General features: G+C 43.3%; 22 protein-coding genes and 1 pseudogene. 10 read left to right on the top strand and 13 right to left on the bottom strand.

The window, feature by feature from the left end; all coding sequences use genetic code 11:
* Positions 1 to 29: 29 nt before the first annotated feature.
* The gene (gene kdsA, locus F941_RS06865) at positions 30 to 887 is read right to left on the bottom strand and encodes a 3-deoxy-8-phosphooctulonate synthase (RefSeq protein WP_005009300.1); all 858 of its coding nucleotides are present in this window, start codon (positions 885 to 887) and stop codon (positions 30 to 32) included.
* A 31-nt stretch (positions 888 to 918) separates the two neighbouring features.
* On the bottom strand, positions 919 to 2,559 hold the full coding sequence (locus F941_RS06860) for a CTP synthase (RefSeq protein ID WP_005009298.1): 1,641 nt from the start codon (positions 2,557 to 2,559) through the stop codon (positions 919 to 921).
* Positions 2,560 to 2,785: 226 nt separating this feature from the next.
* Here F941_RS06860 and F941_RS06855 point away from each other — a divergent pair, with 226 nt between their 5' ends.
* Positions 2,786 to 3,217, top strand: a complete 432-nt coding sequence (locus tag F941_RS06855) for a hypothetical protein (protein WP_005009296.1) — start codon at positions 2,786 to 2,788, stop codon at positions 3,215 to 3,217.
* An 82-nt stretch (positions 3,218 to 3,299) separates the two neighbouring features.
* Here F941_RS06855 and F941_RS06850 read toward each other — a convergent pair whose 3' ends face one another.
* A complete protein-coding gene (locus F941_RS06850) occupies positions 3,300 to 4,190 on the bottom strand; it encodes a LysR family transcriptional regulator (protein WP_005009293.1) in 891 nt (296 codons plus the stop codon).
* 114 nt (positions 4,191 to 4,304) lie between these two features.
* On the opposite strand from F941_RS06850, the gene dkgB reads away from it, so the two are divergent.
* Positions 4,305 to 5,108, top strand: coding sequence for a 2,5-didehydrogluconate reductase DkgB (gene dkgB / locus F941_RS06845; protein WP_005009291.1), 804 nt, complete (start codon positions 4,305 to 4,307; stop codon positions 5,106 to 5,108).
* 7 nt (positions 5,109 to 5,115) lie between these two features.
* Positions 5,116 to 6,300: an MFS transporter gene (locus tag F941_RS06840; protein WP_005009290.1), complete on the top strand. Its 1,185-nt coding sequence runs from the start codon at positions 5,116 to 5,118 to the stop codon at positions 6,298 to 6,300.
* Positions 6,301 to 6,384: 84 nt separating this feature from the next.
* Here F941_RS06840 and F941_RS06835 read toward each other — a convergent pair whose 3' ends face one another.
* From F941_RS06835 to F941_RS06825, 3 genes are all read right to left on the bottom strand, one after another.
* Positions 6,385 to 7,488, bottom strand: coding sequence for a YheT family hydrolase (locus F941_RS06835; protein ID WP_005009289.1), 1,104 nt, complete (start codon positions 7,486 to 7,488; stop codon positions 6,385 to 6,387).
* Between the two features lie 74 nt (positions 7,489 to 7,562).
* Positions 7,563 to 7,970 carry a nuclear transport factor 2 family protein gene (locus F941_RS06830; protein ID WP_005009282.1) on the bottom strand — a complete coding sequence of 136 codons (408 nt, stop codon included), beginning with the start codon at positions 7,968 to 7,970 and terminating at the stop codon, positions 7,563 to 7,565.
* A gap of 98 nt (positions 7,971 to 8,068) precedes the next feature.
* The gene (locus F941_RS06825; protein ID WP_005009275.1) at positions 8,069 to 10,093 is read right to left on the bottom strand and encodes an NADPH-dependent 2,4-dienoyl-CoA reductase; all 2,025 of its coding nucleotides are present in this window, start codon (positions 10,091 to 10,093) and stop codon (positions 8,069 to 8,071) included.
* Positions 10,094 to 10,263: 170 nt separating this feature from the next.
* On the opposite strand from F941_RS06825, the gene F941_RS06820 reads away from it, so the two are divergent.
* Positions 10,264 to 10,818: a PadR family transcriptional regulator gene (locus tag F941_RS06820; RefSeq protein WP_005009273.1), complete on the top strand. Its 555-nt coding sequence runs from the start codon at positions 10,264 to 10,266 to the stop codon at positions 10,816 to 10,818.
* Positions 10,819 to 10,843: 25 nt separating this feature from the next.
* Positions 10,844 to 11,764 (top strand): alpha/beta fold hydrolase, encoded by a 921-nt coding sequence (locus tag F941_RS06815; protein WP_005009270.1) that lies wholly within the window; start codon positions 10,844 to 10,846, stop codon positions 11,762 to 11,764.
* 44 nt (positions 11,765 to 11,808) lie between these two features.
* On the opposite strand, the gene F941_RS06810 is transcribed toward F941_RS06815, so the two are convergent.
* Positions 11,809 to 12,723, bottom strand: coding sequence for a LysR family transcriptional regulator (locus F941_RS06810; RefSeq protein ID WP_005009269.1), 915 nt, complete (start codon positions 12,721 to 12,723; stop codon positions 11,809 to 11,811).
* 238 nt (positions 12,724 to 12,961) lie between these two features.
* Here F941_RS06810 and F941_RS06805 point away from each other — a divergent pair, with 238 nt between their 5' ends.
* Positions 12,962 to 13,867, top strand: a complete 906-nt coding sequence (locus F941_RS06805) for a LysR substrate-binding domain-containing protein (protein WP_005009267.1) — start codon at positions 12,962 to 12,964, stop codon at positions 13,865 to 13,867.
* Between the two features lie 302 nt (positions 13,868 to 14,169).
* On the opposite strand, the gene map is transcribed toward F941_RS06805, so the two are convergent.
* Positions 14,170 to 14,964 carry a type I methionyl aminopeptidase gene (gene map, locus F941_RS06800; RefSeq protein ID WP_005009263.1) on the bottom strand — a complete coding sequence of 265 codons (795 nt, stop codon included), beginning with the start codon at positions 14,962 to 14,964 and terminating at the stop codon, positions 14,170 to 14,172.
* A gap of 351 nt (positions 14,965 to 15,315) precedes the next feature.
* Between map and brnQ the strand changes: the two genes are divergently transcribed.
* Together brnQ and F941_RS06790 are read left to right on the top strand one after the other, a co-directional pair.
* Positions 15,316 to 16,602 (top strand): branched-chain amino acid transport system II carrier protein, encoded by a 1,287-nt coding sequence (gene brnQ / locus F941_RS06795; protein ID WP_005009262.1) that lies wholly within the window; start codon positions 15,316 to 15,318, stop codon positions 16,600 to 16,602.
* A 563-nt stretch (positions 16,603 to 17,165) separates the two neighbouring features.
* On the top strand, positions 17,166 to 17,408 hold the full coding sequence (locus F941_RS06790) for a hypothetical protein (RefSeq protein ID WP_005009260.1): 243 nt from the start codon (positions 17,166 to 17,168) through the stop codon (positions 17,406 to 17,408).
* A 233-nt stretch (positions 17,409 to 17,641) separates the two neighbouring features.
* Here the strand turns inward: F941_RS06790 and F941_RS06785 are convergent, their stop codons facing one another.
* Positions 17,642 to 18,106 (bottom strand): hypothetical protein, encoded by a 465-nt coding sequence (locus tag F941_RS06785; protein WP_005009259.1) that lies wholly within the window; start codon positions 18,104 to 18,106, stop codon positions 17,642 to 17,644.
* A 132-nt stretch (positions 18,107 to 18,238) separates the two neighbouring features.
* Between F941_RS06785 and F941_RS06780 the strand changes: the two genes are divergently transcribed.
* Both F941_RS06780 and F941_RS06775 read left to right on the top strand, forming a co-directional pair.
* Positions 18,239 to 19,096, top strand: coding sequence for an alpha/beta hydrolase family protein (locus F941_RS06780; protein WP_005009258.1), 858 nt, complete (start codon positions 18,239 to 18,241; stop codon positions 19,094 to 19,096).
* Between the two features lie 304 nt (positions 19,097 to 19,400).
* Positions 19,401 to 19,885: pseudogene (locus F941_RS06775) on the top strand (Lrp/AsnC family transcriptional regulator).
* Positions 19,886 to 20,096: 211 nt separating this feature from the next.
* Here the strand turns inward: F941_RS06775 and gltS are convergent.
* The 4 genes from gltS to F941_RS06755 all read right to left on the bottom strand — a co-directional run bounded on the left by gltS (position 20,097) and on the right by F941_RS06755 (position 25,676).
* Complete coding sequence (gltS, locus tag F941_RS06770) at positions 20,097 to 21,320, bottom strand: sodium/glutamate symporter (protein WP_005009255.1); 1,224 nt, start codon at positions 21,318 to 21,320, stop codon at positions 20,097 to 20,099.
* A 198-nt stretch (positions 21,321 to 21,518) separates the two neighbouring features.
* Positions 21,519 to 21,734 (bottom strand): hypothetical protein, encoded by a 216-nt coding sequence (locus tag F941_RS06765; RefSeq protein ID WP_005009254.1) that lies wholly within the window; start codon positions 21,732 to 21,734, stop codon positions 21,519 to 21,521.
* Between the two features lie 150 nt (positions 21,735 to 21,884).
* On the bottom strand, positions 21,885 to 22,904 hold the full coding sequence (locus tag F941_RS06760) for a DUF4062 domain-containing protein (RefSeq protein WP_005009253.1): 1,020 nt from the start codon (positions 22,902 to 22,904) through the stop codon (positions 21,885 to 21,887).
* Positions 22,905 to 23,036: 132 nt separating this feature from the next.
* Positions 23,037 to 25,676, bottom strand: a complete 2,640-nt coding sequence (locus F941_RS06755) for a bifunctional aconitate hydratase 2/2-methylisocitrate dehydratase (RefSeq protein WP_005009252.1) — start codon at positions 25,674 to 25,676, stop codon at positions 23,037 to 23,039.
* Positions 25,677 to 25,790: the final 114 nt, after the last annotated feature.

Here is a 25,790-nt window from a genome sequence, read left to right as displayed (position 1 = left end):
CCTAAAAGACGCATCAATGTAAATCCAATTTAGTGTGTGTCCAGCTTCTGGAAGCTTTTCACCAAAGTATCCAATTCTTTCAGCTGCGCCAAAAATGGTTCAAGCTGAGAAATGCGAAGCGCACACGGCCCGTCACATTTCGCTTTTTCAGGGTCTGGATGCGCTTCTAAGAACAAACCTGCCAGGCCTGTTGCCATACCCGCACGCGCTAAAGTCGTAATTTGGGCACGGCGGCCGCCGGCAGAATCTGCTCGGCCACCAGGTGTTTGCAGTGCATGGGTCACATCAAAGAACACAGGGACATTCATTTCTTTCATGATGTCGAAGCCTAACATGTCTACAACTAAGTTGTTGTAGCCAAATGCTGAACCGCGTTCACAAAGAATCAGCTTGTCATTCCCCGCTTCCAAGCACTTGTTCATGATATGACGCATTTCATGCGGTGCAAGGAATTGCGCTTTCTTAATATTGATGATGGCATCTGTTTTAGCCATCGCTTCAACTAGGTCAGTCTGACGGCTTAAAAATGCAGGAAGCTGAATAATGTCAGCAACTTCCGCCACAGGCGCAGCTTGATACGGCTCATGCACATCGGTAATGATCGGCACATTAAAATGTTTTTTAATGTCTGCTAGCCACTCAATGCCTTTTTCCAAGCCTGGGCCACGAAATGAGTTCAAGCTTGAACGGTTGGCTTTATCAAAGCTTGCTTTAAAAACATAAGGAATATCCAAGCGTTTGCAGATATCCACATAAGTTTCAGCAATTTCAAAAGCGAGGTCTTTTGATTCCAATACGTTCATGCCGCCGAATAGTACAAATGGCAAGTGGTTTGCCATTTGTATATCGCCTAAACGTACAATTTCTTGTGGTTTTAATTGTGACATTTAAACTTCCTAGTTGATTCCGATACCCTGCTTACTTGGCTTTTTGGTGCTGCTTTTTAGCTGCATCAATAAAGCTAGCAAATAATGGGTGTCCATCACGTGGTGAACTTGTAAATTCTGGATGGAATTGTACAGCAATAAACCAAGGATGTTGAGGAATTTCAACTGTTTCTACCAAACGCTGAACTGGAGAATAGCCTGAAATTTTCATGCCTTTTTCTTCAAGAACTGGAATGTAGCGGTTGTTCATCTCATAGCGGTGACGGTGACGTTCAATAATTTCTTCTGAACCGTACACATCACAGGTTTTCGTTCCTGCAACCAATTCAGATTTTTGAGCGCCAAGACGCATGGTGCCGCCAAGATCTGAATCTGCACTGCGCTGCTGCACTTCACCGCGTTCATCCAGCCATTCTGTAATCAAGCCAATAAGCGGTGATTTCGTTGAACGGTTGAACTCAGTAGAGGTTGCATCAGGAATACCCGCAACATTGCGCGCATATTCAATCACAGCCAGCTGCATGCCTAAGCAGATGCCAAGGAATGGAACACCGTTTTCACGCGCAAAACGGATCGCTTTCATTTTGCCTTCTGTACCGCGCTCACCAAAGCCGCCTGGAACCAAAATTGCATCAGCATCTTTCAATACGTCTGCAACGTCTTGGCTTTCAAGTTCTTCAGCATTGACATAGTCAATCTGAACTTTAACACGGTTCTGGATTCCCGCATGAAGCAGCGCTTCGTTTACAGACTTGTAAGCATCTGGAAGCTCTACGTATTTGCCGACCATCGCGACACGCACGGTGTATTCTGGATTCAATAACGCATCAACCACATTATCCCAATCTGTAAGATCGGCTTCTGGAAGATTGTCATAGCCAAAACGTTCACAGATTAAATCATCTACGTTTTGCTCATAGAACGTGCGTGGAATTTGGTAAATGCTGCGCGCATCTTTACAAACAACTACGGCACGCGCTTCTACGTTAGTAAACAGCGCAATTTTACGTGTCGTGTCCGCATCAACATCATGCTCTGTACGGCAAATCAGGATATCTGGCTGAATACCAATTGAAAGCAGCTCTTTAACAGAGTGCTGTGTTGGCTTGGTTTTCAGCTCAGCTGCAGATTTGATATATGGAAGCAGCGTTAAGTGCATAAGCATTGTGCGCTTATGACCGAGTTCTACCATCAACTGACGTACAGATTCCATGAATGGGAGAGATTCAATGTCACCTACTGTGCCGCCAATTTCAACAATCGCAACGTCATAGCCTTCGCCTGCGCGAAGTACACGTTCTTTGATGTTGTCTGTAATGTGTGGAATAACTTGAACAGTTCCGCCAAGATAGTCACCTCGGCGCTCTTTATTTAAAACGTCTTGGTATACACGGCCAGAAGTAAAGTTATTAAGCTTGGTCATTTTCGCACGACGCAAGAAACGTTCGTAATAACCCAAGTCTAAGTCAGTTTCGGCACCATCCTCTGTGACAAAAACTTCACCATGCTGGAATGGGCTCATTGTCCCTGGATCGACATTAATGTATGGATCCATTTTGACCATGGTCACTTTTAAACCACGGGCTTCTAAAAGTGCAGCAACTGAAGCAGCTGAAATACCTTTACCTAGTGATGAAACTACACCACCAGTCACGAAAATAAAATGGGTCATTGGGTTTCTCGTACAATCGAGCCTAAATAGGCCTGCAATGTTGCGCAATTTTACTTTACCTTGCACCAATAAAGCAAAGTCATTCCGCATCAATTCATAGAACAATAAACAATTGGCTATTCTATCAGCATTTCCGATATAAAATTAGCTAAAATTTCGGTGATTTTCATAATCTATTTTATGGTTATAATATGGATATCCGTTTAACGCTTAATTTTGTGCAATTATGAATAAAAAACTTTTAATTTGCGGTGCAATCGCGACAGCCCTACTGATTACTGCCTGTGTTAAAAAAGAAGAGCCAAAGCAAGAAGAGCAAGAACAAGTTGATACTTCTGCTTCTAACGCACAGCCAGCTGAACCGGCAAAATTTGAAAGTTTAGACTCTGCTGACAATCAGCCAATTGAACCGGTACCTGCGCATCAAGACGTCATTCGTGAAGAAACACCGAATACAACCACTGAAATCCGCCGTGAAGTCCGCGATACAAAACCTGCTGAAGAAGCGCCAAAATCTGCTACGCCTAAGGCTGAAGCGCCGAAAGCTGAAGACAAGCCGACACAGGCTGCGCCTAAGCAAAACAGCTCCTCAGCTCAAACTGAAGATGATGCGGTTGCTGCAGCCATTGCAGCCGCAACACCAGCGCTTGATAATTAATTCAAGCACTTAGTCAAAAAAGCTCAGCATCAGGTCTGAGCTTTTTTTCATCTGGCGCTTTTATCTTTGCAATATCAGCTCACTATACATAGTGTTTTAATTTCTCAGCCAAAAATTCAATAAATAAGCGCACCCGCTTTGGCAGATGTTCTTGCAGATAATACACCGCATGAATTTTCTGATAATGCATAATAATTTGATCTTCAAATAATGCAATTAACCGTCCCGCATTCAAATCTTCCTGCACCAAAAAGCGCGACAAACAGGTAATGCCAATGCCTTCCAAAGCCAGCTGCCTCACAGTTTCTCCATTTGATGCCTTAATTTTAGGCTGTGCTGTAAAAGCTTTTTGATTAATATGGATAGGCCACGTATTCAAATGCTGCGTTTGGCTAAAGCCAATCAGCTCATGCGCCAGCAAGTCTGCTGCCTGCTCCGGCTGCCCATGCCGCGCTAAATATTCTGGACTTGCCACTATGTACAGACGGCTTCTGCACAGCAACTTTGCGTGCAAAGTCGAGTCATTCAGCTCACCAAACCGTATTGCAACATCCGTTTGATGTTCCAGCAGATCAATCACCTGATCATGATTATTCAGCTCTATTTCAATATTTGGATACTTTCGCATAAATTCATGCATTAAAGGCACAATCACATGCAGCACAAAGGGCGTCGCCGAATCTACCCGAATTAAGCCCGAAATATCCTCATCTGATTTCAGCAGCGAATCTTCCGCCTCCGCCAGATCATTTAAAATGCGCCTGGCTTTAGTTAAGAACAGCTGCCCTTCTTGCGTCAGTTTAAGTTTGCGGGTTGTTCTTTCCAGCAGCGTCACATTCAGTTTCGACTCCAAACGCTGCAATGCGCGGCTAACGCCTGATGCGGTCTGTTTCAGCCGATCCGCTGCCATCACAATTGAACCGCTGTCCACAATCGCCGTAAAAGCCTGCAATTCTTCAATGGTAGATTTCATGTAAAACCAACTATTCATGATTTTCAATCAATAATATATTGCAAATTACTGCATTTTTCTGCTGTAAATTTTGCTGCACTATAGCGCTGATCTCAAAAAACTGTTGAATAAACCATGATTGTTCCAAAATTTGGAGTCGGCACTTTCCGCCTAAGCGGTCAAACGGTGATCGACTCAGTTAAAAATGCACTTTCCGCTGGCTACCGCGCCATTGATACGGCGCAAATTTACGGCAACGAAGCAGAAGTCGGACAGGCCATTGCTGAAAGCCCCGTTCAGCGTTCAGAACTGTTCCTGACCACTAAAATCTGGGTCGACCATTACGCGCCTGACCGGCTGATTCCCAGCCTAAAAAACAGTTTAAGCCAACTGCGCACTGATGCCGTTGATCTCACGCTTATTCACTGGCCAGCGCCTCAAATGAATGTCGATATTCCTGAATTGATGCAAACACTGCTGGAAGCTAAAAAACAGGGGCTAACACAGCATATCGGCATTTCCAATTTCAATATTGCGCTGACGCAGCAAGCCATCGACAGCATCGGCGCTGAGCATATTGTGGCCAATCAAATTGAACTCAGCCCCTATTTGCAAAATGAAAAACTGGCTGATTTTCTCCAAGCCCAAAACATTGATGTCACTTCATATATGACTTTAGCTTACGGCAAAGTGCTGAATGATCCACTTCTAATGCAAATCGCGCAGCAGCATCATGCATCGGCTGCGCAAATTGCTTTGGCGTGGGCGCTGCAAAAAGGCTATTCCGTGATTCCATCTTCTACAAAAATTGAACATTTAACAGCAAATCTGCGCGCACAGGACATCCAGCTCAGCAGTGAAGACATGCTTGCCATCGCTGGACTTGAACGCAATGGCCGCGAAGTGGATCCTGAGAACTTAGCGCCAGAGTGGGACTAAACTGGAAATGAAAAATACCAGACTGAGTATCAATCTTCCTCTGCTTGCGCTTGCGATCGGCGCTTTTGCCATTGGCACCACAGAATTTTCACCTATGGGCTTTCTGCCGGAAATCGCCCATGATCTGCATATTGCAATCCCCCAAGCAGGCCTGCTGATTAGCGCCTATGCAGTCGGCGTGATGATTGGCGCGCCATTAATGACTTTATGGTTTTCACGCTATTCAAAGCGTAACGCCCTGATCTTATTGATGGCGATCTTTACGGTTGGCAATTTACTGGCTGCGGCAGCGCCAAGCTATCTGAGCTTAATCGGCTCGCGGCTAATAACCAGCCTCAATCATGGCGCATTTTTTGGCATCGGATCGGTCGTGGCCGCCAGTGTCGTGCCTAAAGACAAGCAGGCTTCTGCGGTCGCCATGATGTTTATGGGGCTGACCATTGCCAATATTGGCGGTGTGCCCTTGGCCACCTATATTGGCCAAAACATCGGCTGGCGCATTTCATTTATCGCTATTTCGGGATTAGGCCTGATTACCATGCTGGCACTCTGGAAAGCTTTGCCGCAAGGCGCTGCATTGACCCAACCGAATGTAAAGGCAGAGCTGAAAGCATTGACTCGCCTGCCTGTGGTTTTGGCGCTGCTAACAACTGTCATGAGTTCAGGCGCCATGTTTGCCCTTTATACCTATATTGCGCCAAGCCTAAAAACACTGACCCATGCAGGCCCCGAATTCATTACCTTCATGCTGGTGCTGATTGGTATTGGCTTTTCAATCGGCAACCACTTTGGCGGCAAAGCTGCAGACCGCTCTGTAGAAAAGACGCTTATTGGCTTTTTACTTTTGCTGATGCTGATGATGCTGCTTTTTCCACTTTTGGCGCAAACAGCCATTGGCGCCGCTGTTGCTTTAATCATTTGGGGCGCAGCCGCTTTTGCAGTAGTGCCGCCCTTGCAAATGCGGGTCATGTCGGTCGCGCATGAAGCGCCGGGGCTTGCATCATCTGTCAATATTGGCGCATTTAATTTAGGCAATGCTGTCGGTGCGGCCGCAGGCGCTGCCGTGCTGAATGCCGGATGGAGCTATCAAACCGTATCTTATTCTGGCGCGGTTCTGAGCGCTCTGGCCTTGGCGCTGGTCATGTTGCAAATGAAGGTTTCCATCCCTAAAAATGCAGCGCAGCATGGCTGAAAAACCGAAGATATAATCGAAAGCGCAACTCAAACAGCAAAAGGCCCATCATTTTCGCAAATGACGGGCCTCTGCTTCATCTCATTAAGCCGCTGTTTTTGAAGCGTCCAGCAAAAAGAAATCGGCTGCCAATTTGGCCGCCCAAGAGTGAGTTTCCTTTAAGCCTTCATAAAAACCGCAATGACTGCCTTTTTTGGTCGTCACAACCGCCACACTGCGCATCTGGCTGACCACAGATTTGTAGGGTTCAAAATTGCGGATATGGCAAACAGGATCATCTTCAGCATTCAGCACCAAAAGCGGTATCTCAATCTTTTCAAAAACATAAATAGGATTAGTTGATTGATTATAGCTGTCGTAATCTTGAAACCCCGCCATCTCAAAATAGGCCTGTTCAAAATCCAGCAGCGTTTTTGACTGCATGACTTTAGATAATGACGCTGTGTTTTGCCAAGTCTGCCGATAAGGTTCTACAAACTTTTGGAACAGTTTTTTGGTCATCATTTTGCTGTAAAAAGGATGCACATGCTTAAAGCCCAGTTCTGTGTTATAGCCTGGACATAAGGCAAACGCCGCTTTCAATGGAGTATCAATACCCTGCTCACCCAGATAGCGCACCAGCAAGCCCGTACCGGCAGAAGAGCCCATCCCGTACAGCGGTGATACTGGATACTTTTCCTGAATGTCATCCAGCTGTTCGCGCAAGTCTGCAGTAGAGCCAAACAAATTGATTTTAGCCACAGGCATTGGCAGTCCCGCATGACCGCGGCGTAGGCATAGCGCAATACGCCAGCCGGTGTATTGATGCAGATCTTGCACCAGCTCCCGCATGCTGTCAGGCGTACCTGTAATCGTGTGCATTACTACAATGGTTGGCGTTTCCGGCGGCAAATCCATCCCGAACCACGCAATGCCCGTAATGCCGCCATCCTGCATCGTCAGTTGATCGATTTGGTCATACTTCAAATGAATACTGCGTTTTTTGATCAGGTCAAAATACAGCAAATGCGCATGCGTATTGGACAGCCACGGCGTCGGCCTATATTTGCGGTGAAGCTGAGGAAGCTGGTCAAAAATCGCTTTAAATTCGCCTTGCTGATTAAAATAAAGCTTAGGCTGCTCTGCACCTATCGCCTGATCCAGCAGCGCCAATGCACGGCGGCTGACCTGATTCAACACACTTCTCATAGATCTACCCTTTTACACTTAGACCGAATGATGGACACAACATTCATAACATTAACGATGGCGCTGGCTGCAAATTACTTAGGCAAAAAAGCGGCCATCCGCTGCCCCATTTGCGCAGCCAATGCTTCCAAACCGCTTTTTGGACGAATCATCACTTCAAAATCAATAATCTGTCCTTGCTCATTAAACTGTATCATATCAATGCCTTTCAGCTTTTTCTCACCCACATTCGCTGAAAACTCAAGCACCACACTCTGTCCATCTTCAGTGTAAAACTCACGGTGATATGTAAAGTTTTCAAAAATTTGAATCACATTGGTCAAAATAAAGGTGACTACTTGCTTGCCTGGATACGCGTTATATGCCACAGGTGAACGGAACACCACGTCATCGGCCAGAAGTTCATCTAAGATGCTCATATCACGGCTTTCCAGCATATGATGCCATTTTTGTATTGCTGATTTGGTATTTTCGATACTCATTTTTCTGTCCTTGTTTTTGTTAATAAGCCTCCCTTTAATAAAGGGAGGTTGAGTGGGTTTTTTTGAGATAATCCCCCTTTTTTTAAGGGGGACTTCCATTAAATCACCGCAGCCAATTCAGCGCCTTGACGGATTGCGCGCTTCGCATCCAGCTCGCCCGCTTCTTTTGCGCCGCCAATCAAATGCACATTTTTACCATCGGCTTTTAACTGATCATACATAGCTGTATATTCTTCCTGCCCTGCACAGATAATCACGTGATCCACTTCTAAAACCGCTGGCTGATCATTCACCGTAATGTGCAGGCCTTGATCATCAATTTTGTCGTAATGTGCGCCTGCAATCATTTTTACATCGCGGTGTTTTAGCCCTGTACGGTGAATCCAGCCCGTGGTTTTGCCTAAGCCTGCACCGACCGCCTTCGCTTTACGCTGCAAAAGGTAAATTTCACGGTCTGACTGCTCCAAGACGGGCTGTTTTAAACCGCCCACATGGGCATAGCTGGTATCGATTCCCCATTCATCATAGAATTTTTGCGGGTTTAGACTGCCGCTCTCGCCTTCATGGCTTAAGTATTCTGCCGTATCAAAACCAATACCGCCTGCGCCAATAATCGCAACACGCTTGCCTACAGGCTTACGCTCTTTCAGTACTTCTAAGTAATTCAGCACTTTAGGATGATCAATTCCTTCAATGCTCAGCTTACGCGGAGTCACGCCTGTTGCCACCACGATGTCATCAAAATCTGACTGCGCTAATTCTTCATAGGTTGCAGTATGATCCAGCACCAGCTTAATACGCGGCTGCAGCTCAATTTTGCGCTTAAAATAACGCAGCGTTTCGTAAAACTCTTCTTTGCCGGGAATGGTCTTCGCAATATTAAACTGCCCGCCAATCTGACTGGCTGCATCAAAAACAGTCACCTGATGTCCACGGTCAGCGGCATAAGTCGCAAAACTCAAACCTGCAGGCCCAGCACCAATAACCGCAATATTTTTCTTAGCCGCACTTTCTTTAAAAATCAGTTCAGTTTCATAACATGCACGTGGATTAACTAAACACGTCGCAATTTGCATGGAGAAAATTTGATCTAAACAGGCTTGGTTACAGCCAATACATGTATTGATTTCATCGCTGCGGCCTTGTTCTGCTTTGAGTACAAACTCAGCGTCCGCAAGCATTGGGCGTGCCATCGACACCATATCCGCATCCCCCTGAGCCAAAACATGTTCAGCCATTTCAGGGGTATTAATACGGTTAGACGTCACTAAAGGAATCTGAACCGAACCTTTTAGCTTCTTGGTCACCCATGTAAATGCCGCACGCGGCACTTTGGTGGCAATCGTTGGAATACGCGCTTCATGCCAGCCAATCCCTGTGTTGATAATGGTTGCGCCGGCCTTTTCAATTTCTTGAGCAAGCTGAATCACTTCTTCTAAAGTCGACCCGCCTTCAACCAAATCCAGCATTGAAAGGCGGTAAATAATAATAAAGTTTTCACCAACTTCTGCACGGGTGCGCTTTACGATTTCAATCGGGAAACGGATGCGGTTTTCATAGCTTCCGCCCCATTCATCATCACGATGGTTGGTCCGTGCCGCGATGAATTCATTAATTAAGTAGCCTTCTGAACCCATGATTTCAACGCCATCATAGCCAGCGATTTGCGACAATTTTGCACAATTGGCAAAGTCCGCAATGGTCTGATTCACTTCAGCAGACGTAAGAGCATGCGGTTTTACCGGGTTAATCGGCGCTTGAATTGCAGATGGCGCAACGTTTTCCGCCTGATAAGAATAACGCCCTGTATGCAAAATCTGCAGCGCAATTTTACCGCCCGCATCATGCACCGCTTGTGTGATGGCTTTATGCTTTTCAGCTTCTTCTAAGGTATCTAATTTAGAACCGCCGTGAAAAGTCACGCCATGATCATTCGGTGAAATACCCCCCGTTACGATTAGCCCTACACCGCCAGCAGCACGCTCTGCATAAAATGCCGCCATGCGATCATACCCGCCTTCAACTTCTTCAAGTCCAACGTGCATAGATCCCATCAATACGCGGTTTTTTAATGTGGTAAAGCCTAAATCTAAAGGCGCAAGTAAATGCGGATAATTAGACATGTTTTCTCCTTGGCGTGCTTTCGCTGGCTGTTTGTATGATGGCTGCGCATTGAAATCAAATCTGCGCAGCCATTAATGCAACTTGTTGCATACTTTTATATTCGAGATTTGATTTTTATGCAACATGTTGCATAATAAAACGTGTAAAAAATTAATAAGCAGCCCTATTTATGTCTTTAGCTCATGTCTTACTGACCAGCTTGATTGAAAAACCCAGTACAGGTATTGAGCTTGCACGGCGCTTTGACCGTTCCATGGGCTTTTTCTGGAATGCAACGCATCAGCAGATTTACCGTGAACTCAGCGCCATGCAGCAAAAGGGCTGGATTTCACCGATAGAAGAAGATGATGCGCAAAGCCGCAAAAAAACCTATCAAGTTGAACAATTAGGCCGCAGCGAACTCGCCAGCTGGATGGTCAAGCAAAGTCCGCCTGCGCAGCTGCGGGAGGAACTGATGGTACGGCTGCGCGCAGAAGCGCAAATTGGCGGAAATTCCGTGCTGCCTGAGCTGGAACGCCATTTACAGCTGCATCAAGATAATTTAAAACTCTATCAGGCGATTTACAGCAAAGACTTTGCCAATGCGGATGTGCAAGACCGCACTCTGTTTATTCATAAGCACATTCTGCAACTGGGGATCGATTTAGAAATTGGCTGGATTCAGTGGCTGGAAAAACTGATTCCCGCTTTAAAAGCATTTGATGAGAATCATGAATCACATTGAAACAACATAAATACAAGGAAGCGTGATGCCGCATTACCGCATGTCAGATGGCGAAAATCTTTTTGTCCGCGAATATGGAACAGGCCAGCCTGTACTGGTTTTATCCGGCCTAGGCATGCAAAGCTGGCAGTGGCACCCTTTTTTATACCGCTTCCGCAAAAAATTTCAATTTATTGTTCCAGACTGGCGCGGTTTTGGCGGATCCAGCCAATGTAAAATTCCTGCCTTGGATGCAATTTCCAGTCATTGGCAAGATCTTCATTGCCTCATAAATCAGCTGAACATTCATCAATACCATGTGATTGCTTATTCCATGGGGGCAACAACGGCTATGCATGGCATGCGATACGGTAATTTTGCAGATAAAATCCAAAGCTACTTACATATTGACCAAACACCGAAAATCCGCTCCAACCCAGACTGGCCTTATGGACTATTTGGCACACGCCACCCTGAGTTCATTGATATTTTAGAAAGCATCTCTGAGGTGTTAGCGCGCAACGCCAACGCCCTATCCATCGATCAACTACATAACGCAGACCGCGCAAGTTTATTGCAAAGCTGGCTGGCTTTTATTGAGATGCAAGCCAGCAGTCGAATTGCGCCTTTTTTAATTAAACAGGCATTCAAACACCCAAGCCTGCAGTCTCATATTTTGCCTATCCAGCGCTTAGATTATTTAGCATGGTATATCAGCAATTATCTGCACCACCAGGAGGATTACCGTACTGCCATTGCCCAGCTGGATAAACCCGCCACTTTCTTTATTGGCGAACAATCCAAGCTGTACCCGGCTGACGGGCAGAAAATTATTGCCAATAGCCTGAATGACGCAACAGCGGTCATCTTTAAAAAATCCGGGCATACGCCTTTGCTGAGCGAACCCTTTAAATTCAGTAAAGAAATCGGCAAATTTCTACAGAACTGCGAAGAAACAAAAGCATAGCGCAGGCACAGCGGCTAAAATCTGTTTTTTAAAAAATGAACGAACTAGAAGACACGCCGATCATATTCAATGGCCTCTAAATCATAGACTTGATATACACAGTCGAATAATGGGCGCGTGTATTGCCCCTCATCATCATTGCGGACCATCAGGTAAATTGGGCTTTGCGCGGCGCTATCCGCCAAAGCAAGATAATTCACATGCCTGAACTGCATCATCTTGACCGATTCAGGCACAATGCAAATGCCTTCACCGGCAGCCACCATGCCTAAAGACTGCTGTAGCCCATCCAGTACATGAAAGCGCTTAGGCTCTAAACCAAACTCCAAAAACAAAGATTTAATTTGCGCAGCATAGCCCAAACCTGACTGTGACGGATAAGTGAAAATCTGCTCATCCTTCAGCTGCATCAGAGAAATAGGCTGCTTGCAGTTTGCAAATGCATGGCTGGAATGCACGGCCAATACGAGCCGTTCTTCACGCAGCATCACGCGCTTTACCGCCTGGTCGGAGACTCTCACCCGGCCAAAACAAGCATCGACCCGGCCCTCCTTGAGCGCCTGAATCTGATCCATGCCGTTAAGTTCGACCAGCTTTACATTTAAATGCGGGTGCTGCTGACGGAATAGATAGACAATCCGCGGCAGCAGACCGCACATCAATGAACTGCCGTAACCAATTTGAATCGTCCGTTCAGTCATCCCTGCACGCTGAGTAATCAGTTTGATTTCTTCTGCATTAGACAGCAGCTTCAACGCCTGCTGATAAAAAAAACGGCCGATCGGCGTGGTGCGCAATGGGCGGCTGCCCCGCTCAAATAATTGCGCGCCCAATTCCTGTTCTAAATTTTGGATTTGGCGGCTTAACGGCGGCTGCGCAATAAATAATTTTTCTGCCGCTTTGGTAAAGCTCTGTTCTTCTACGACCGCAACAAAATAGCGTAAATGTCTTAACTCCATGATATATCCTCATGGTTTAGGGCTTGTTGCTCCGCCTATATGCTAGCTGCCACAGCTGATATAGGCGCCGAAATTGGCCCTATGCTACGAATAACATATATTATTTCGAAGCAGACTTTAGTCTTGAAAAAGCGCCTGACACGAAACCCGCCGGTTCAATCTTTTACAAATTGCAATTGACAATTTGCAACGATCGTTTTTAATTCTCCAATATTGTCTCAAATATGGAATACCCATTATGCTTAGCGATTTGGATGACTTTTATTGCTTTGCTCAAGTCGTCGAACACGGCGGTTTCAGCGCTGCTGAACGTGCAACTGACATTCCAAAATCAAAATTAAGCAGACGCGTCTACAATTTAGAAGAACGTTTAGGCGTGCGCCTGATTCAGCGCAGCTCGCGGCATTTTGCGGTTACAGACATTGGCATGAATATTTACCGCCATGCGCAAGTGATGATGAATGCCGCCCAAGCCGCGCATGATTTGGTCGATCATCTCAGCACCAAACCGCGCGGCGTCATTAAAATCAGCCTGCCGGTCTCTATTGCGCAAAATGAAATTGCCAAAATTTTGCCAAAGTTTTTGAAAATGTACCCTGAAATTAGAGTGCAAATGATGGTGACTAACCGCCGTGTCGACATCATCAATGAAGGTTTTGATTTAGCCTTGCGTGTGCGTGACAATTTAGACGATGACCCGAACTTAGTCATCCGCAAATTTTCGTCGATCGAGCAGCATTTATTTGCCAGCCAAGCCTACTTGAATCAATATGGCGATTTAAAACAGCCTGAGGATTTAGCGCAGCATCAGATTCTCAGCATGGCGGATGAACATCTTGATCAGCACATTGTGGTGCATGATGATCAGCAGCATCAAAAGAAAGTCCGTGTAAACCCCGTCATTATGGGGTCCGATTTAAGCATGCTGGCGCAATTGACATGCCAAGACTGCGGCATTGCCTTATTGCCCGATACGATTGTGCAGGATCATTTAGCGTCAGGCGCGTTGGTGCGCGTCTTGCCGAAATGGAAAGCGCCGCATGGCATTTTCCATGCAGTCTATCCATCACGCCGCGGACTGCTGCCGGCTGTGCGCGTTTTTATTGACTATCTTGTAGAACACCTAACGCACTCTAAAATTTAGGCAAAAAAAAAGCCTATCCAATGTGGATAGGCTGAAACTCTTAATACAGAAACTACAGCAGAATCTGATGGAGCAATCATACGCAAAACCAAACGACTCAATAAATAGAAATTAATTCTAACTGAAAATTTCAAATTAACTGAAAGCCTGATAAATAAAGAGCGCATCAAACATGACTTATTGATAAATCATATTTGTATATTTTTTACACCTTCAATACTAGACTAAAGTCGTAAACATATTAACTAATTTAAAGATAGAAAAAACAGCCGCTGTTTCTGACCACTTTCTTGATTCTGAACTTAAATTTCAGCGTAACTGCCCGTACCTTCCGGCCATGGCGACAGCAATTCAAAACCATCATCCGTTACCAGCACCATATGTTCCCATTGCGCAGACAATGACCGGTCAGCAGTCACAACTGTCCAGCCGTCTTTCAGCTCTTTGGTGCGCGCTTTGCCTGCATTAATCATCGGCTCAATGGTGAAGACCATGCCTTTTTTTAATTGCACACCTTGACCTGGCTGGCCATAGTGCAGAACGCTTGGCTGTTCATGATAAACCTTGCCTATGCCATGACCGCAATATTCACGGACAATGGTATAGCCTTCACGGTGCGCTACAGTCTGAATAGCATGCCCCACATCGCCCAGGGTTGCCCCAGGCTTTACCGCATGAATCCCGGCCACCATCGCTTCATAAGTCGTTTCAACCAAGCGTCTCGCTTCTGGCTTAATTGCGCCTACATAGTACATGCGGCTGGTATCGCCAAAGTAGCCGTCTTTAATAATCGCCACATCAATATTGATAATATCGCCATCATTCAATACTGTTTTAGATGATGGGATGCCATGGCACACCACTTCATTCGGTGAAATACAAGTGGTTTTGGTATAGCCGTAATACCCCACATTGGCAGGAATCACTTTTAAGGTATTCACAATAAAATCATTACAGATATCATCCAAATACTCTGTAGTGACACCCGGCTTGACAAACTCCCCAATCATCTCCAAAACTTGCGCAGCTAAACGACCCGAAATTCTCAGCTTTTCGATATCTTGCTCAGTTTTAATTGTGATACTGGAAGCTTTCATTGCAACATCCTCAAATAAGATTCAGCGATTATAGACCTTTTAAATTTTTTTTGTTTTTTATGCGTAAAAACTTGGCAAATATGAGGCTTTACAGCGTCTATACCCGGCCGCTTTATAAACGGATACAGCCTGCGCAGCTTAAATTAAATGAGCAAAGCAAGCGCATATTTTTTAGAATGATTTATATTTTTTAACGATAATCAGTTATATAAATTAAACAAAAATTTATCCAAAGATATATTGAGTTTAAATATTATAAAAAAAATGAATAGTATTTATAAAATAAAACCCAAAAGCCACTGAAATTGCACTAAAATTGCCGGCTTCAACCGTTTCATCTCCCTTTTACTTATGACAAATCTCCGTACTAGAGATATTGTTGCCTTAGGTTTCATGACCTTTGCCCTCTTTATTGGCGCAGGCAATATTATCTTTCCGCCGATTGTTGCTCAGCAAGCCGGTGAACATGTGTGGTTAGCTGCTTTTGGTTTTTTAATCACTGCCGTTGGCTTACCTGTTATTACTATTGTTGCGTTGTCGCGTGTAGAAGGCTCAATTCAGCTATTAAGCTCCCCCCTAGGAAAAGCAGCCAGCATTATGCTGACTGTAGTGTGCTATTTAGCCGTTGGCCCTTTATTCGCAACACCCCGTACTGCAACAGTTTCTTATGAAATTGGATTTTCATCATACTTTGGTGACTCATCCAGCAGCCTGCTCACCTACAGCATCATCTATTTTGCTTTAGTGACAATTATCTCACTGTATCCAAACAAAATTTTAGATACGGTCGGCTACTTCCTGTCGCCATTAAAAATTTTAGGCTTAGCCATTTTAGGCTTGTCTGCATTTTTTATTCCTGCTGGACAAATACAGCCCGCAATCAACAATTATGTCACCAGCCCCGTTTCTGAAGGCATCGTCAATGGCTATCTCACCATGGACACTTTAGGCGCACTGGTCTTTGGCATTGTGATTGTTAAAGCGATTAGCTCCCGCGGCGTAACCGATAAAAAACTCGTCACTAAATATGCTGTTATTGCCAGCATCATTTCAGGCATCGGTTTAACACTGGTATATGTCAGCTTGTTTAAGCTGGGCATGGGCAGCCACGAACTTGCTCCAAATGCAGCGAACGGCGCAGTGATCCTGCACGCATACGTTCAGCACGCTTTTGGCGACATGGGCGCTTACTTCCTTTCCGCCATGATTTTTATTGCCTGCATGGTAACTGCAATTGGCCTGACATGCGCCTGCGCAGAATACTTCTCAGAATTGACAAAAATTCCTTATAAAGCATTTGTCTTTATTTTAGTGGGTTTTTCCTTAATTATTTCAAATTTAGGCTTAACCAAGCTGATTGCTGTATCTGTACCGGTTTTAAGCGCGATTTATCCGCCAGCCATTGTGGTGATCTTACTCAGCTTCTGCAATAAATTCTGGAACAAGCCATCACAGGTCATTACTCCTGTTACTGCGGTTGCGCTGATTTTCGGTATTTTTGACGGCTTGAAAGTTGCAGGATTTGAACTGCCTGCGTTACTGCAAAATTTGCCTTTGAATGAACAAAGCCTCGCTTGGCTTATTCCTTCTGTGATTGTTTTAGTTATTGCGACAGTGATCGACAAAGTTAGAAAATAAACTTCTAGCCATGTTCAGTATACAAAATTTGATATTTACCCAGTTGATAATTTTATAAAACGACCGATAATTGCCATGTTTTACCCAAATATGCTTTTATTTGTCTCACTGTTCCTATGCGCTTCTTTTAAATTCTGCAATCGCCGCCACACGCCCAAAAAAGAAACAAATTCTTACAATAAAAACAAAACTAAAACATGATTTTTAAATAATTAAAATTCAACTACTTTAGTCTAAAAACCGCTTACATTTTATCCATTTTTACTGCATAAATAGCGTATACAATTTTCTGTTCTGCACTGCTATGTGCTTGGTATATATATTGCTTTATATACACTGGGCTAAATAACTGCATATTTTTTCCTAAGCGCCATATGTTGAGACCTATATGCAATATTTAGAAAATTGATAGTCATATAATCTATATGCCATGATCTAACATAGATATATGACAAAATCATGACATTTACTATTGAAATGTTTCTAAATAAACAGTACAAAGTAAATGTATAGCTTACTAAAACAATCAGGTTTTGGTAAAAACAACAAAAGGAGGGGTGGAGATGTTATCAATACATTTCAATAAAGAATTATTCATTAACGCTCTGAAAGCCAATAAAAATATGGTGACCTTTTTAAGCACCACTATTGCGCTGATGCTGACGTTATTGATTCAAGGCTTAATGCAGGGAAACTTAAGGCTTGAATATTTTGGCTATGCGGTTGTTGTCTCATTTGCCTTTTATTTATGGGCTGTGATTGACGCAAAGTACCGTAAGCAAAAATGCTCTGATTATCTAGAATAATAGATGGATGGATGATTCGTCATCCATCCCAGTAAGACGCCTCATATTCACAATAACAATAATTCTTTACACATTCACTGAACCGCTTCCGATGCCGTACTTTCCTCATGCCCTGTCAGCTTGACTGCCTCGCCATATGAAAAAAAATTGAATAAAATTCAGGTTGATATCAGTCGTTCAGCATCGATTTAGATTTTCAGCAAACGCTGATGCCCAATCAATTTTCGCCAAATTTAAGTGAATAAGCTCAATCCTGCACCCAGCAGCAGCAGCCCTGTTGCACCCAGCTCTCCAGCTATAAGCAGAAACATTGCCAAACTCATCAACCCGTTTGGCAGTGTGTATGTTGCGCCCAGCTGATGCGGCTTTTTAAATTGATTTGAAGTGTCTTTGAGAAAGCCGTGCAATATATAGCTAAAGATTGAGAAACTGAAGAAAACGAGATTAATCAGCACACAGACTAAATTCACAGCAGCAGAAAAGCTGGAAAAATATGCCAACACCGCCAAAATCAGTGATGCTGGCGCATACAGCAGGCTGCTCCTATGCGCGATATCAACATAATAATGCGACCTTGCCTGTGCTGAATGACGGATCTGCCAATACTTCCACACCCCTGTCAGCATGCCTGTCCATAGAAAAATACCGCTGAACACAATCGCCCAGCGCACCCCAACATCTAAATATTCAATACCCATATGTATTATTCCCTTTTATATGCTTCCCATCAGGAGCCGCAAGAACTGACTTTTTAGTCACTCTTTTAATCAAGTTTCTTTTTAGAACTCGTGTAAAGTAAAGTTAAAAGAATTCACTTATACAGCAAAATTATGTCGCAATTTGAAGCAATGAATATTACCTGTAAAGATGGCTATAGACTCAGCGCACGCTTTTATGCCGCCCAAACAAAGCAACATGAGCACCCAGTGCTCATCTGCCCAGCCACAGGTATTACCAAGCAGTTTTACAACAGCTTTGCCAACTGGCTCAGTGAACAAGGATACGATGTTTTAGTCTTTGATTTCCGTGGCATTGGTGACTCTTTACATGGGCCATTGAGCAAATCGACCGCCAGCATTGTGCAATGGGGCCAGCTGGACATTCCTGCAGCCATCGATACGCTGCTGCAAAAAACCAGTGCAGCGCAAGTCATTTTGCTTGGCCATAGTGCCGGCGGCCAACTGCTGGGCATTGTTCCCAATTATGAAAAAGTCGCTAAAGTTGTGGCTGTTTCTGGCTCTACAGGACATGTAAAAGGCTTAAAAGGCCGCACAAAAATTCTTGCACCGCTTATGTTCAAGGGCATCTTTCCGATTGCGCGCTACACACTGGGCTATGGGCCAACCCATGCCATTGGCATGGGCGAGAATCTGCCAAAAGATGTTGCGCGTGAATGGGCGCAGTTCTGCAGCAAGCCGGGTTATGTGATGAATGCAATTGGCAAAACTGTGCACACAGACTTTCATCATGAGATTCAAGCGCCAATCACTGCCTTATGGTCTTCTGATGATGAAATTGCCACGCGAGCCAATGTCAAAGATTTACTGCGCCTGTACCCGAATGCCTCTACAGCAATGATTGAATTGAAGCCGACTGAGTATGGCCACAAAGGGATTGGCCATATGCTGATGTTTAAAAAATCGCACCAGAACCTTTGGCCCGTGATTAAGCAGCAGCTCGCTGTTTAAAAGCACTCATCTCAATAACTTTGAGTTTACCCCGCCTTTCCCGTAATCCGGTCAGGCGGGCTTTTTTTTATTATGGCGATCATAAAGGTGAAATAAAAATGCACACAGCAGCTTTACAGTACCCCTGTTCAGTCACCGTGTGCATTTAACCTTAGCAAGTAACCCAACGAGCCAAGGGATCATATGTTTATATTAACGGCAATTGTCTGAATGTATTTACTGTTTTTCTGAATAATCGGCTCATTTGCAGAACAATCATGCTATAAATATTCATAATCCAGAAAATTCTTTTGCAGGCTGTTTCATGAGCGAAAATAATTACAGCTTAGATAAGATTGACCGCCGTATTCTTTCTGAGCTACGTCTAGATGGCCGTTTGACTGTCACCCAATTGGCGGAAAAAGTCGGCCTATCCTCCTCTCCCTGCTGGACGCGCCTGAAACGCCTTGAATCTCTTAATATTATTGAAGGATATACTGCCAATATTAACGCAAAAGCGATTGGCATCAATGAGCTGTTCTTTATCGAAATTACGCTTGAACGGCATGATGATGAGATTTTAAATCAATTCAGCGAAGCTCTGGCGAATATGCCTGAGGTCATTGAAGCACATCTCGTAACTGGCGATTATGATTATTTAGTTAAAGTTGCCGTGAAAAACTCGGAACATTATGAACGTTTTTTGCGTAAAATTTGTATAAAATGAAGGGAGTACGTCATACCCGCTCTATTTTCGCCTTGCGGCCGCTTAAGCTGGCGAACAATGCAGATTTGATGATGATTGAGTGATTTTAAAAATCTTATGCTGAAAAATTTGTGTAAATGTGCTTTAATGCACTCAGTATGAGATGAGCCTTATATGAGTATCACGCGAGTGATATGACTAGCCCCTAACCATGGGGCTTTTTAATGTCTATAGATTTCATTTCCAACGGGTTTATAAAAGCTGTAAAAAAAAGCACCTCATGGTGCTTTTTTTTGAAAATTCCAAACAGGCAAATTAACTCAAGATGCCAATCGAAAATTGGATCACAAAGGCATTCACAATATCCACAAAGAATGCGCCAGTCAGTGGAATAATTAAAAAAGCTTTATGCGATGCCCCATAAGTGTTCGTCACTGCTTGAATATTTGCAATGGCTGTGGGCGTTGCACCCAAATTTACACCACATTGGCCTGCGCACAATACTGCAGCATCATAGTTTTTGCCCATAACGCGGAAGGTCACAAAATATAAATACAGCGCCAAGAAAAGTGTCTGAACAATCAAGATGATCACCAGCGGTCCAGCCAAATCTGCCAGCAGCCACAACTGCAATGACATCAACGCCATCGCTAAAAACAGCGCCAAAGACGCATTGCCAAAAACATCTATGCAGCGTTCAAACACTTGAACCTTCAAGCCATGTTCTAAAAGATTCCGTAAAACCACGCCGCACATGAGCGCCCAAACAAAAGTTGGAAGCTCAAACCATTGCCCTTTCGCAAGTGCAGTCATGAAATAAGCAAAACTAATGCAAATTGCAAACATGCCCATGGTTTTTACGGCATCATCTGCAGTAATAAGACGGGTCTTTTCTGGGTACTCAAAGGGTGCCGTTTGCGCTGCTGGCGGCGCTTCACTACGGCCTGTTTCAGGAGATATTTCTTCTGCCAGCTGATAGCGGCGAATCAGGAATTTAGCGACTGGCCCACCCATCATACCGCCAATGACCAATCCAAATGTCGCACTGGCCATACCCAAGGCAATAGCGCCTTGTACACCATGTTCCTGCTCAAAAATGGTTCCCCATGCCCCCGCTGTGCCATGCCCGCCAGTTAAGGTCACCGAACCCGTGATTAGGCCAATCAGCGGGTCTAATCCTAAGGTTTTGGCCAAGCTAACGCCTACAGCATTTTGCAGCAGTACAAAAATGACCACGCAAACCAAGAAGACCAGCAGGGATTTACCGCCTTCTTTAAGCTTAACCAAGCTCGCGCTTAAACCGACAGAAGTAAAGAACATCAGCATAAAAATCTGCTGAATATTGGTGTCAAAATTGACCGTAATATTTGAGCTTTCAAATAATATATATGTAATGGCAGCCGCAACGAGGCCACCTGCTACAGGTTCTGGAATGTTGTATTTTTTTAAAATGCTGACTTTATTAACAAATACGTAACCAACCAATAGCACTGCAACTGCAGCAACTATGGTCATGAATGCATCAAATTGATAATTCATGTCATATCCAAAGATGCTTATTTATTTAATTTTAAACAGAATAGTCGGCAATGGATAGGCTCTAATTTATCAATGTATAGTTTCTAAACTATATTTATACAAATACTATTTTTTCTAAAATACATATATTAAATGTAAAAAATCAGACCAAGTAAATCTGGTCCGATTCATCAAAATATAATTAATAAACAATCAACTCTATTCGATGTCATACACCCAATTTCTTGCTTGCTTATCCGTTGTGGTTTCACAGACGTAGTAGTCATGATCCCACGCATCTGGATGGAAAATTTCTTTCTTAAAGTAAGTCACATTTTTAGACTTTTCGACACAGACAAAGCTGTCACCTTGGTCTTTGACTTGAGTTCCGTTAAGGAAACCGCCTATACAGAGGAAGCGGGATTGTTTGGCCATTTACTTTAATCAACATTAATATAAATTTTCATTAGGTAATTACGATAATTTTAAGAAGAGGTAATGTCAAATAAGTTTTTATAAATTTTCATACATCAATTCAAGGTATTAAATAAAATTAATCTACTCTAAAACAACCTTTATGCTCCATCAAAATGGCAGATCATCCTCTAAATCTACTACTAAAGCTTTATTCGTTTCAGAATTATTTGAACTATAAATAGGCCTATACGGTTGGCGATTTACTATTCTAGTATTCACCCACTCATCATTCCACTCCTCAGGTGTGTACAATTTTAATTTTCCATTTTCATCAAATACATCTAATGCAATTTTCAATAAAAGATCATTATAAACCCACTCCTTCATATTATAATCATCCCATTCATTAGAATCTTCTATCTCACCAAATCCAAGTGAAGTAAGCAGTTGATCTAACTCTTTTAAATTATAAAAAAAGACTCTTAAATTTAATTTTGCTTTTATTTTAATCTCATTGAAAATTGGATGATTAATAAACAAAATTTGATTAATATTCTTATTATCAGCCTTTTTCTCTTCTGTTAAAAAAGTTACCAATTGATTTAAAGTTTTAGCCGTAGCTTTTAAATCCTGAAACATGTTTAATTCTTTTTGCTTTGATGCATCCTGCAATAAACTATGAAATAAACTTGCCCATTGTTCTTGTAAATAACCAATAATGTCTTGCGAAGAATCAAATGTAGTGAATTGATTATTTAATGGTAAAGCTAATACTTCTTCGATAAATTGAAAAACTTTTGGATCTTCTACTGAAGAAAATACTATTTGATCAATTAAATGTTTGTTTTTTTCATACGTTTTATATTCATTTAAAACTGATTTTTCAATAAAAATATAAACTTGCTTACCTTGCTCTATTGCTGTTTTTAACTCCTTTTGTGTTATCGAATTTCCTTCATGTTGAGATGCCGTCCCATATCTCCCCCCAATTATGGAAATTAGAATATTACAATTCGCAATTTCTCTATAACAATATTCTTCTAATTTTTCTTTAGTTTGATAGGCAATGTGTCCACGCTCATTCATGACAGGCTCATAATTCCTATCATAAATATATTTTTCTAAATCAGATCTAATATTTCTCAAATCGTAGTAAGTTGAACTAATAAAAATTCTCGGTTTAGCCATTTTCTATTTTAAATCAATTATATAATTAAATTTATTCTACTTAATATTATAATTGAAAACAATAATGATAAAAAATAAGGGCTGATAAATCAGCCCTTATTTTTAACTCAATTAAAATTATTTTTCAATAACTTAGGTTAATTGAGCAGCAGCAATTTTCTTAGTATCAACGTCTTTAGCAGCGTCAGTATAGTCGCCCATTTTGTCGAAGCTTAAGTATTGGTAGATGTCAGCAGACATGCTGTCAATTTGAGCTGCATATTGTTGATATTCTTCTGGAGAAGGTAATTTACCCAATACAGCAGCAACAGATGCAAGTTCAGCAGAAGCTAAGTAAACGTTAGCGCCTTGACCTAAACGGTTCGGGAAGTTACGAGTAGAAGTCGATACACAAGTAGTGTTCGGCGCTACACGCGCTTGGTTACCCATACATAATGAACAGCCTGGCATTTCAGTACGAGCGCCAGCTTTACCATAAGTATTGTAGAAACCTTCTTCCATCAATTGACGTTCGTCCATACGCGTAGGTGGAGCAATCCACAAACGAGTTGAAAGTACGCCACCAGGAACTTTCTCAAGTAACTTACCAGTTGCGCGGAAGTGACCGATGTTTGTCATGCATGAACCAACGAATACTTCGTCAATTTTCACGCCTTGAACATCAGAAAGCAATTTAGCGTCATCTGGGTCATTCGGGCAGCAAAGAACTGGTTCAGTAATTGTCGCAAGGTCAATTTCATACACTTTAGTGTATTCAGCATCAGCATCAGCTTTAAGAAGTGATGGGTTCGCTAACCATTTTTCCATGTTCTCAACACGGCGAGCCATAGTACGCGCATCGCCATAACCTTCAGAAATCATCCATTTCAACATTGTGATGTTTGATTTCAGGTATTCAGCAACTTTCTCTTCAGAAAGCGTGATAGAACAGCCTGCAGCAGAACGTTCAGCAGACGCATCAGAAAGTTCGAATGCTTGCTCAACAGTCAGGTCAGTTTCCATTTCTGTTAAGTCGATCTCAAGGATACGGCCAGAGAAGATGTTTTTCTTACCTTTCTTCTCTACAGTTAAGTCACCTTGCTGAATCGCAACGTAAGGAATTGCATGCACTAGGTCACGTAGAGTGATACCAGGCTGCATTTTACCTTTGAACTTAACAAGTACAGATTCAGGCATATCAAGCGGCATAACGCCAGTCGCTGCAGCGAACGCTACAAGGCCAGAACCCGCTGGGAATGAAATACCGATTGGGAAACGCGTATGTGAGTCACCGCCAGTACCAACTGTATCTGGAAGAAGCATACGGTTTAACCAAGAGTGAATAATACCGTCACCTGGACGTAAAGATACACCGCCACGGTTCATGATGAAATCAGGAAGCGTGTGCTGCATTTGAACGTCAACTGGTTTTGGATACGCGGCTGTGTGACAGAATGACTGCATAACAAGGTCAGCAGAGAAGCCTAGGCAAGCCAAGTCTTTCAATTCGTCACGAGTCATTGGACCTGTTGTGTCTTGAGAACCAACAGTTGTCATCTTAGGTTCGCAGTAAGTACCTGGAAGTACGCCTTGACCTTCAGGAAGACCACAAGCGCGGCCAACCATTTTCTGTGCTTGAGTAAAACCTTTGCCAGTAGCAGCAGGTTGAACTGGAGTACGGAATAAAGTCGATGGTGCAAGACCAAGAGCTTCACGAGCTTTAGTCGTCAAACCACGGCCAACGATCAAGTTGATACGGCCGCCAGCGCGAACTTCGTCAAGAAGAACTGGAGTTTTCAGTTCAGCTTCAGCAATCACAGCGCCGTCTTTAGATGCAGTTACTTTTGCAGCAGCGTGATCAATGTTAAGAACGATTTCGTCACCCATGTTCATGTTTTGAACATCGATTTCAATTGGCAGCGCGCCAGCATCTTCCATTGTGTTGAAGAAAATCGGAGCGATTTTCGAACCTAAGCAGTAACCGCCGTCTTTTTTGTTCGGGATGTGCGGAATATCGTCACCGAAGAACCAAAGAACAGAGTTCGTTGCAGATTTACGAGATGAACCTGTACCAACAACGTCACCAACGTAAGCAACTTGGTTGCCTTTCGCAACAAGTTCTTTAATTTGGCTAAGTGGACCAACTTCACCAGGAACTTCTGGGTTGATACCGTCACGTACGTTTTTCAGCATTGCATTTGCGTGCAATGGAATGTCTGGACGGCTCCATGCGTCTTGTGCAGGTGACAAGTCGTCTGTGTTGGTTTCGCCAGTTACTTTGAAAACAGTAAGTTTGATTTCTTCCGGAACGTCTTTACGGCTAGTGAACCATTCAGCATCAGCCCAAGATTGCATAACTGCTTGCGCATTTGCGTTGCCCGCTTTTGCTTTATCAGCAACGTCATGGAACGCATCAAATACTAGAAGCGTTTTTTTCAGCGCTTCAGCAGCTAATTCAGCAAGCTCTGCATCATCAAGAAGAGCAACTAAAGGAGCAACGTTATAACCACCAAGCATAGTGCCCAGTAAGTAAACCGCACGTTCTTTAGAAACTAATGGTGAAGCCGCCTCGCCTTTAGCCAAAGCAGCTAAGAATGCAGCTTTAACATAAGCAGCTTGGTCAACGCCCGCTGGAACGCGGTTTTCAAGCAAATCAACTAAGAATGCTTCTTCGCCAGCTGGTGGATTTTTTAATAACTCAACTAATGCTGCTGTTTGAACATCATCAAGTGGCTTCGGCGGGACTCCGAGTGCGGCACGTTCTGCAACGTGTTGGCGGTAAGCTTCTAGCACGGTTTATTCCTCTTTTTTAAAAAATTACCTGCGAATTCCAGCCATTCTCAGGCTTCGCAAATAATATGGACTGCTTAATTTTACTAAAATTCCAGTTAAAAGTTAATGCAAGTA

This window comes from Acinetobacter bouvetii DSM 14964 = CIP 107468, assembly GCF_000368865.1.
Lineage (GTDB): Bacteria > Pseudomonadota > Gammaproteobacteria > Pseudomonadales > Moraxellaceae > Acinetobacter > Acinetobacter bouvetii.
Note: the sequence above shows the minus strand (reverse complement) of the source record. Positions and strands in the feature narration are given on the sequence as shown.

Excerpts from the sequence above, each read along its gene's own strand:
- F941_RS06815 (WP_005009270.1), top strand. The coding sequence starts at position 10,844 with ATGCCGCATTACCGCATGTCAGATGGCGAAAATCTTTTTGTCCGCGAA.
- F941_RS06830 (WP_005009282.1), bottom strand. The coding sequence starts at position 7,970 with ATGAGTATCGAAAATACCAAATCAGCAATACAAAAATGGCATCATATG.
- dkgB (WP_005009291.1), top strand. The coding sequence starts at position 4,305 with ATGATTGTTCCAAAATTTGGAGTCGGCACTTTCCGCCTAAGCGGTCAA.
- F941_RS06860 (WP_005009298.1), bottom strand. The coding sequence starts at position 2,559 with ATGACCCATTTTATTTTCGTGACTGGTGGTGTAGTTTCATCACTAGGT.
- F941_RS06760 (WP_005009253.1), bottom strand. The coding sequence starts at position 22,904 with ATGGCTAAACCGAGAATTTTTATTAGTTCAACTTACTACGATTTGAGA.
- F941_RS06855 (WP_005009296.1), top strand. The coding sequence starts at position 2,786 with ATGAATAAAAAACTTTTAATTTGCGGTGCAATCGCGACAGCCCTACTG.
- map (WP_005009263.1), bottom strand. The coding sequence starts at position 14,964 with ATGAAAGCTTCCAGTATCACAATTAAAACTGAGCAAGATATCGAAAAG.
- kdsA (WP_005009300.1), bottom strand. The coding sequence starts at position 887 with ATGTCACAATTAAAACCACAAGAAATTGTACGTTTAGGCGATATACAA.
- F941_RS06785 (WP_005009259.1), bottom strand. The coding sequence starts at position 18,106 with ATGGGTATTGAATATTTAGATGTTGGGGTGCGCTGGGCGATTGTGTTC.
- gltS (WP_005009255.1), bottom strand. The coding sequence starts at position 21,320 with ATGAATTATCAATTTGATGCATTCATGACCATAGTTGCTGCAGTTGCA.
- F941_RS06820 (WP_005009273.1), top strand. The coding sequence starts at position 10,264 with ATGTCTTTAGCTCATGTCTTACTGACCAGCTTGATTGAAAAACCCAGT.
- F941_RS06790 (WP_005009260.1), top strand. The coding sequence starts at position 17,166 with ATGTTATCAATACATTTCAATAAAGAATTATTCATTAACGCTCTGAAA.
- F941_RS06850 (WP_005009293.1), bottom strand. The coding sequence starts at position 4,190 with ATGAAATCTACCATTGAAGAATTGCAGGCTTTTACGGCGATTGTGGAC.
- F941_RS06825 (WP_005009275.1), bottom strand. The coding sequence starts at position 10,093 with ATGTCTAATTATCCGCATTTACTTGCGCCTTTAGATTTAGGCTTTACC.
- F941_RS06840 (WP_005009290.1), top strand. The coding sequence starts at position 5,116 with ATGAAAAATACCAGACTGAGTATCAATCTTCCTCTGCTTGCGCTTGCG.
- F941_RS06805 (WP_005009267.1), top strand. The coding sequence starts at position 12,962 with ATGCTTAGCGATTTGGATGACTTTTATTGCTTTGCTCAAGTCGTCGAA.
- F941_RS06765 (WP_005009254.1), bottom strand. The coding sequence starts at position 21,734 with ATGGCCAAACAATCCCGCTTCCTCTGTATAGGCGGTTTCCTTAACGGA.
- brnQ (WP_005009262.1), top strand. The coding sequence starts at position 15,316 with ATGACAAATCTCCGTACTAGAGATATTGTTGCCTTAGGTTTCATGACC.
- F941_RS06810 (WP_005009269.1), bottom strand. The coding sequence starts at position 12,723 with ATGGAGTTAAGACATTTACGCTATTTTGTTGCGGTCGTAGAAGAACAG.
- F941_RS06835 (WP_005009289.1), bottom strand. The coding sequence starts at position 7,488 with ATGAGAAGTGTGTTGAATCAGGTCAGCCGCCGTGCATTGGCGCTGCTG.
- F941_RS06780 (WP_005009258.1), top strand. The coding sequence starts at position 18,239 with ATGTCGCAATTTGAAGCAATGAATATTACCTGTAAAGATGGCTATAGA.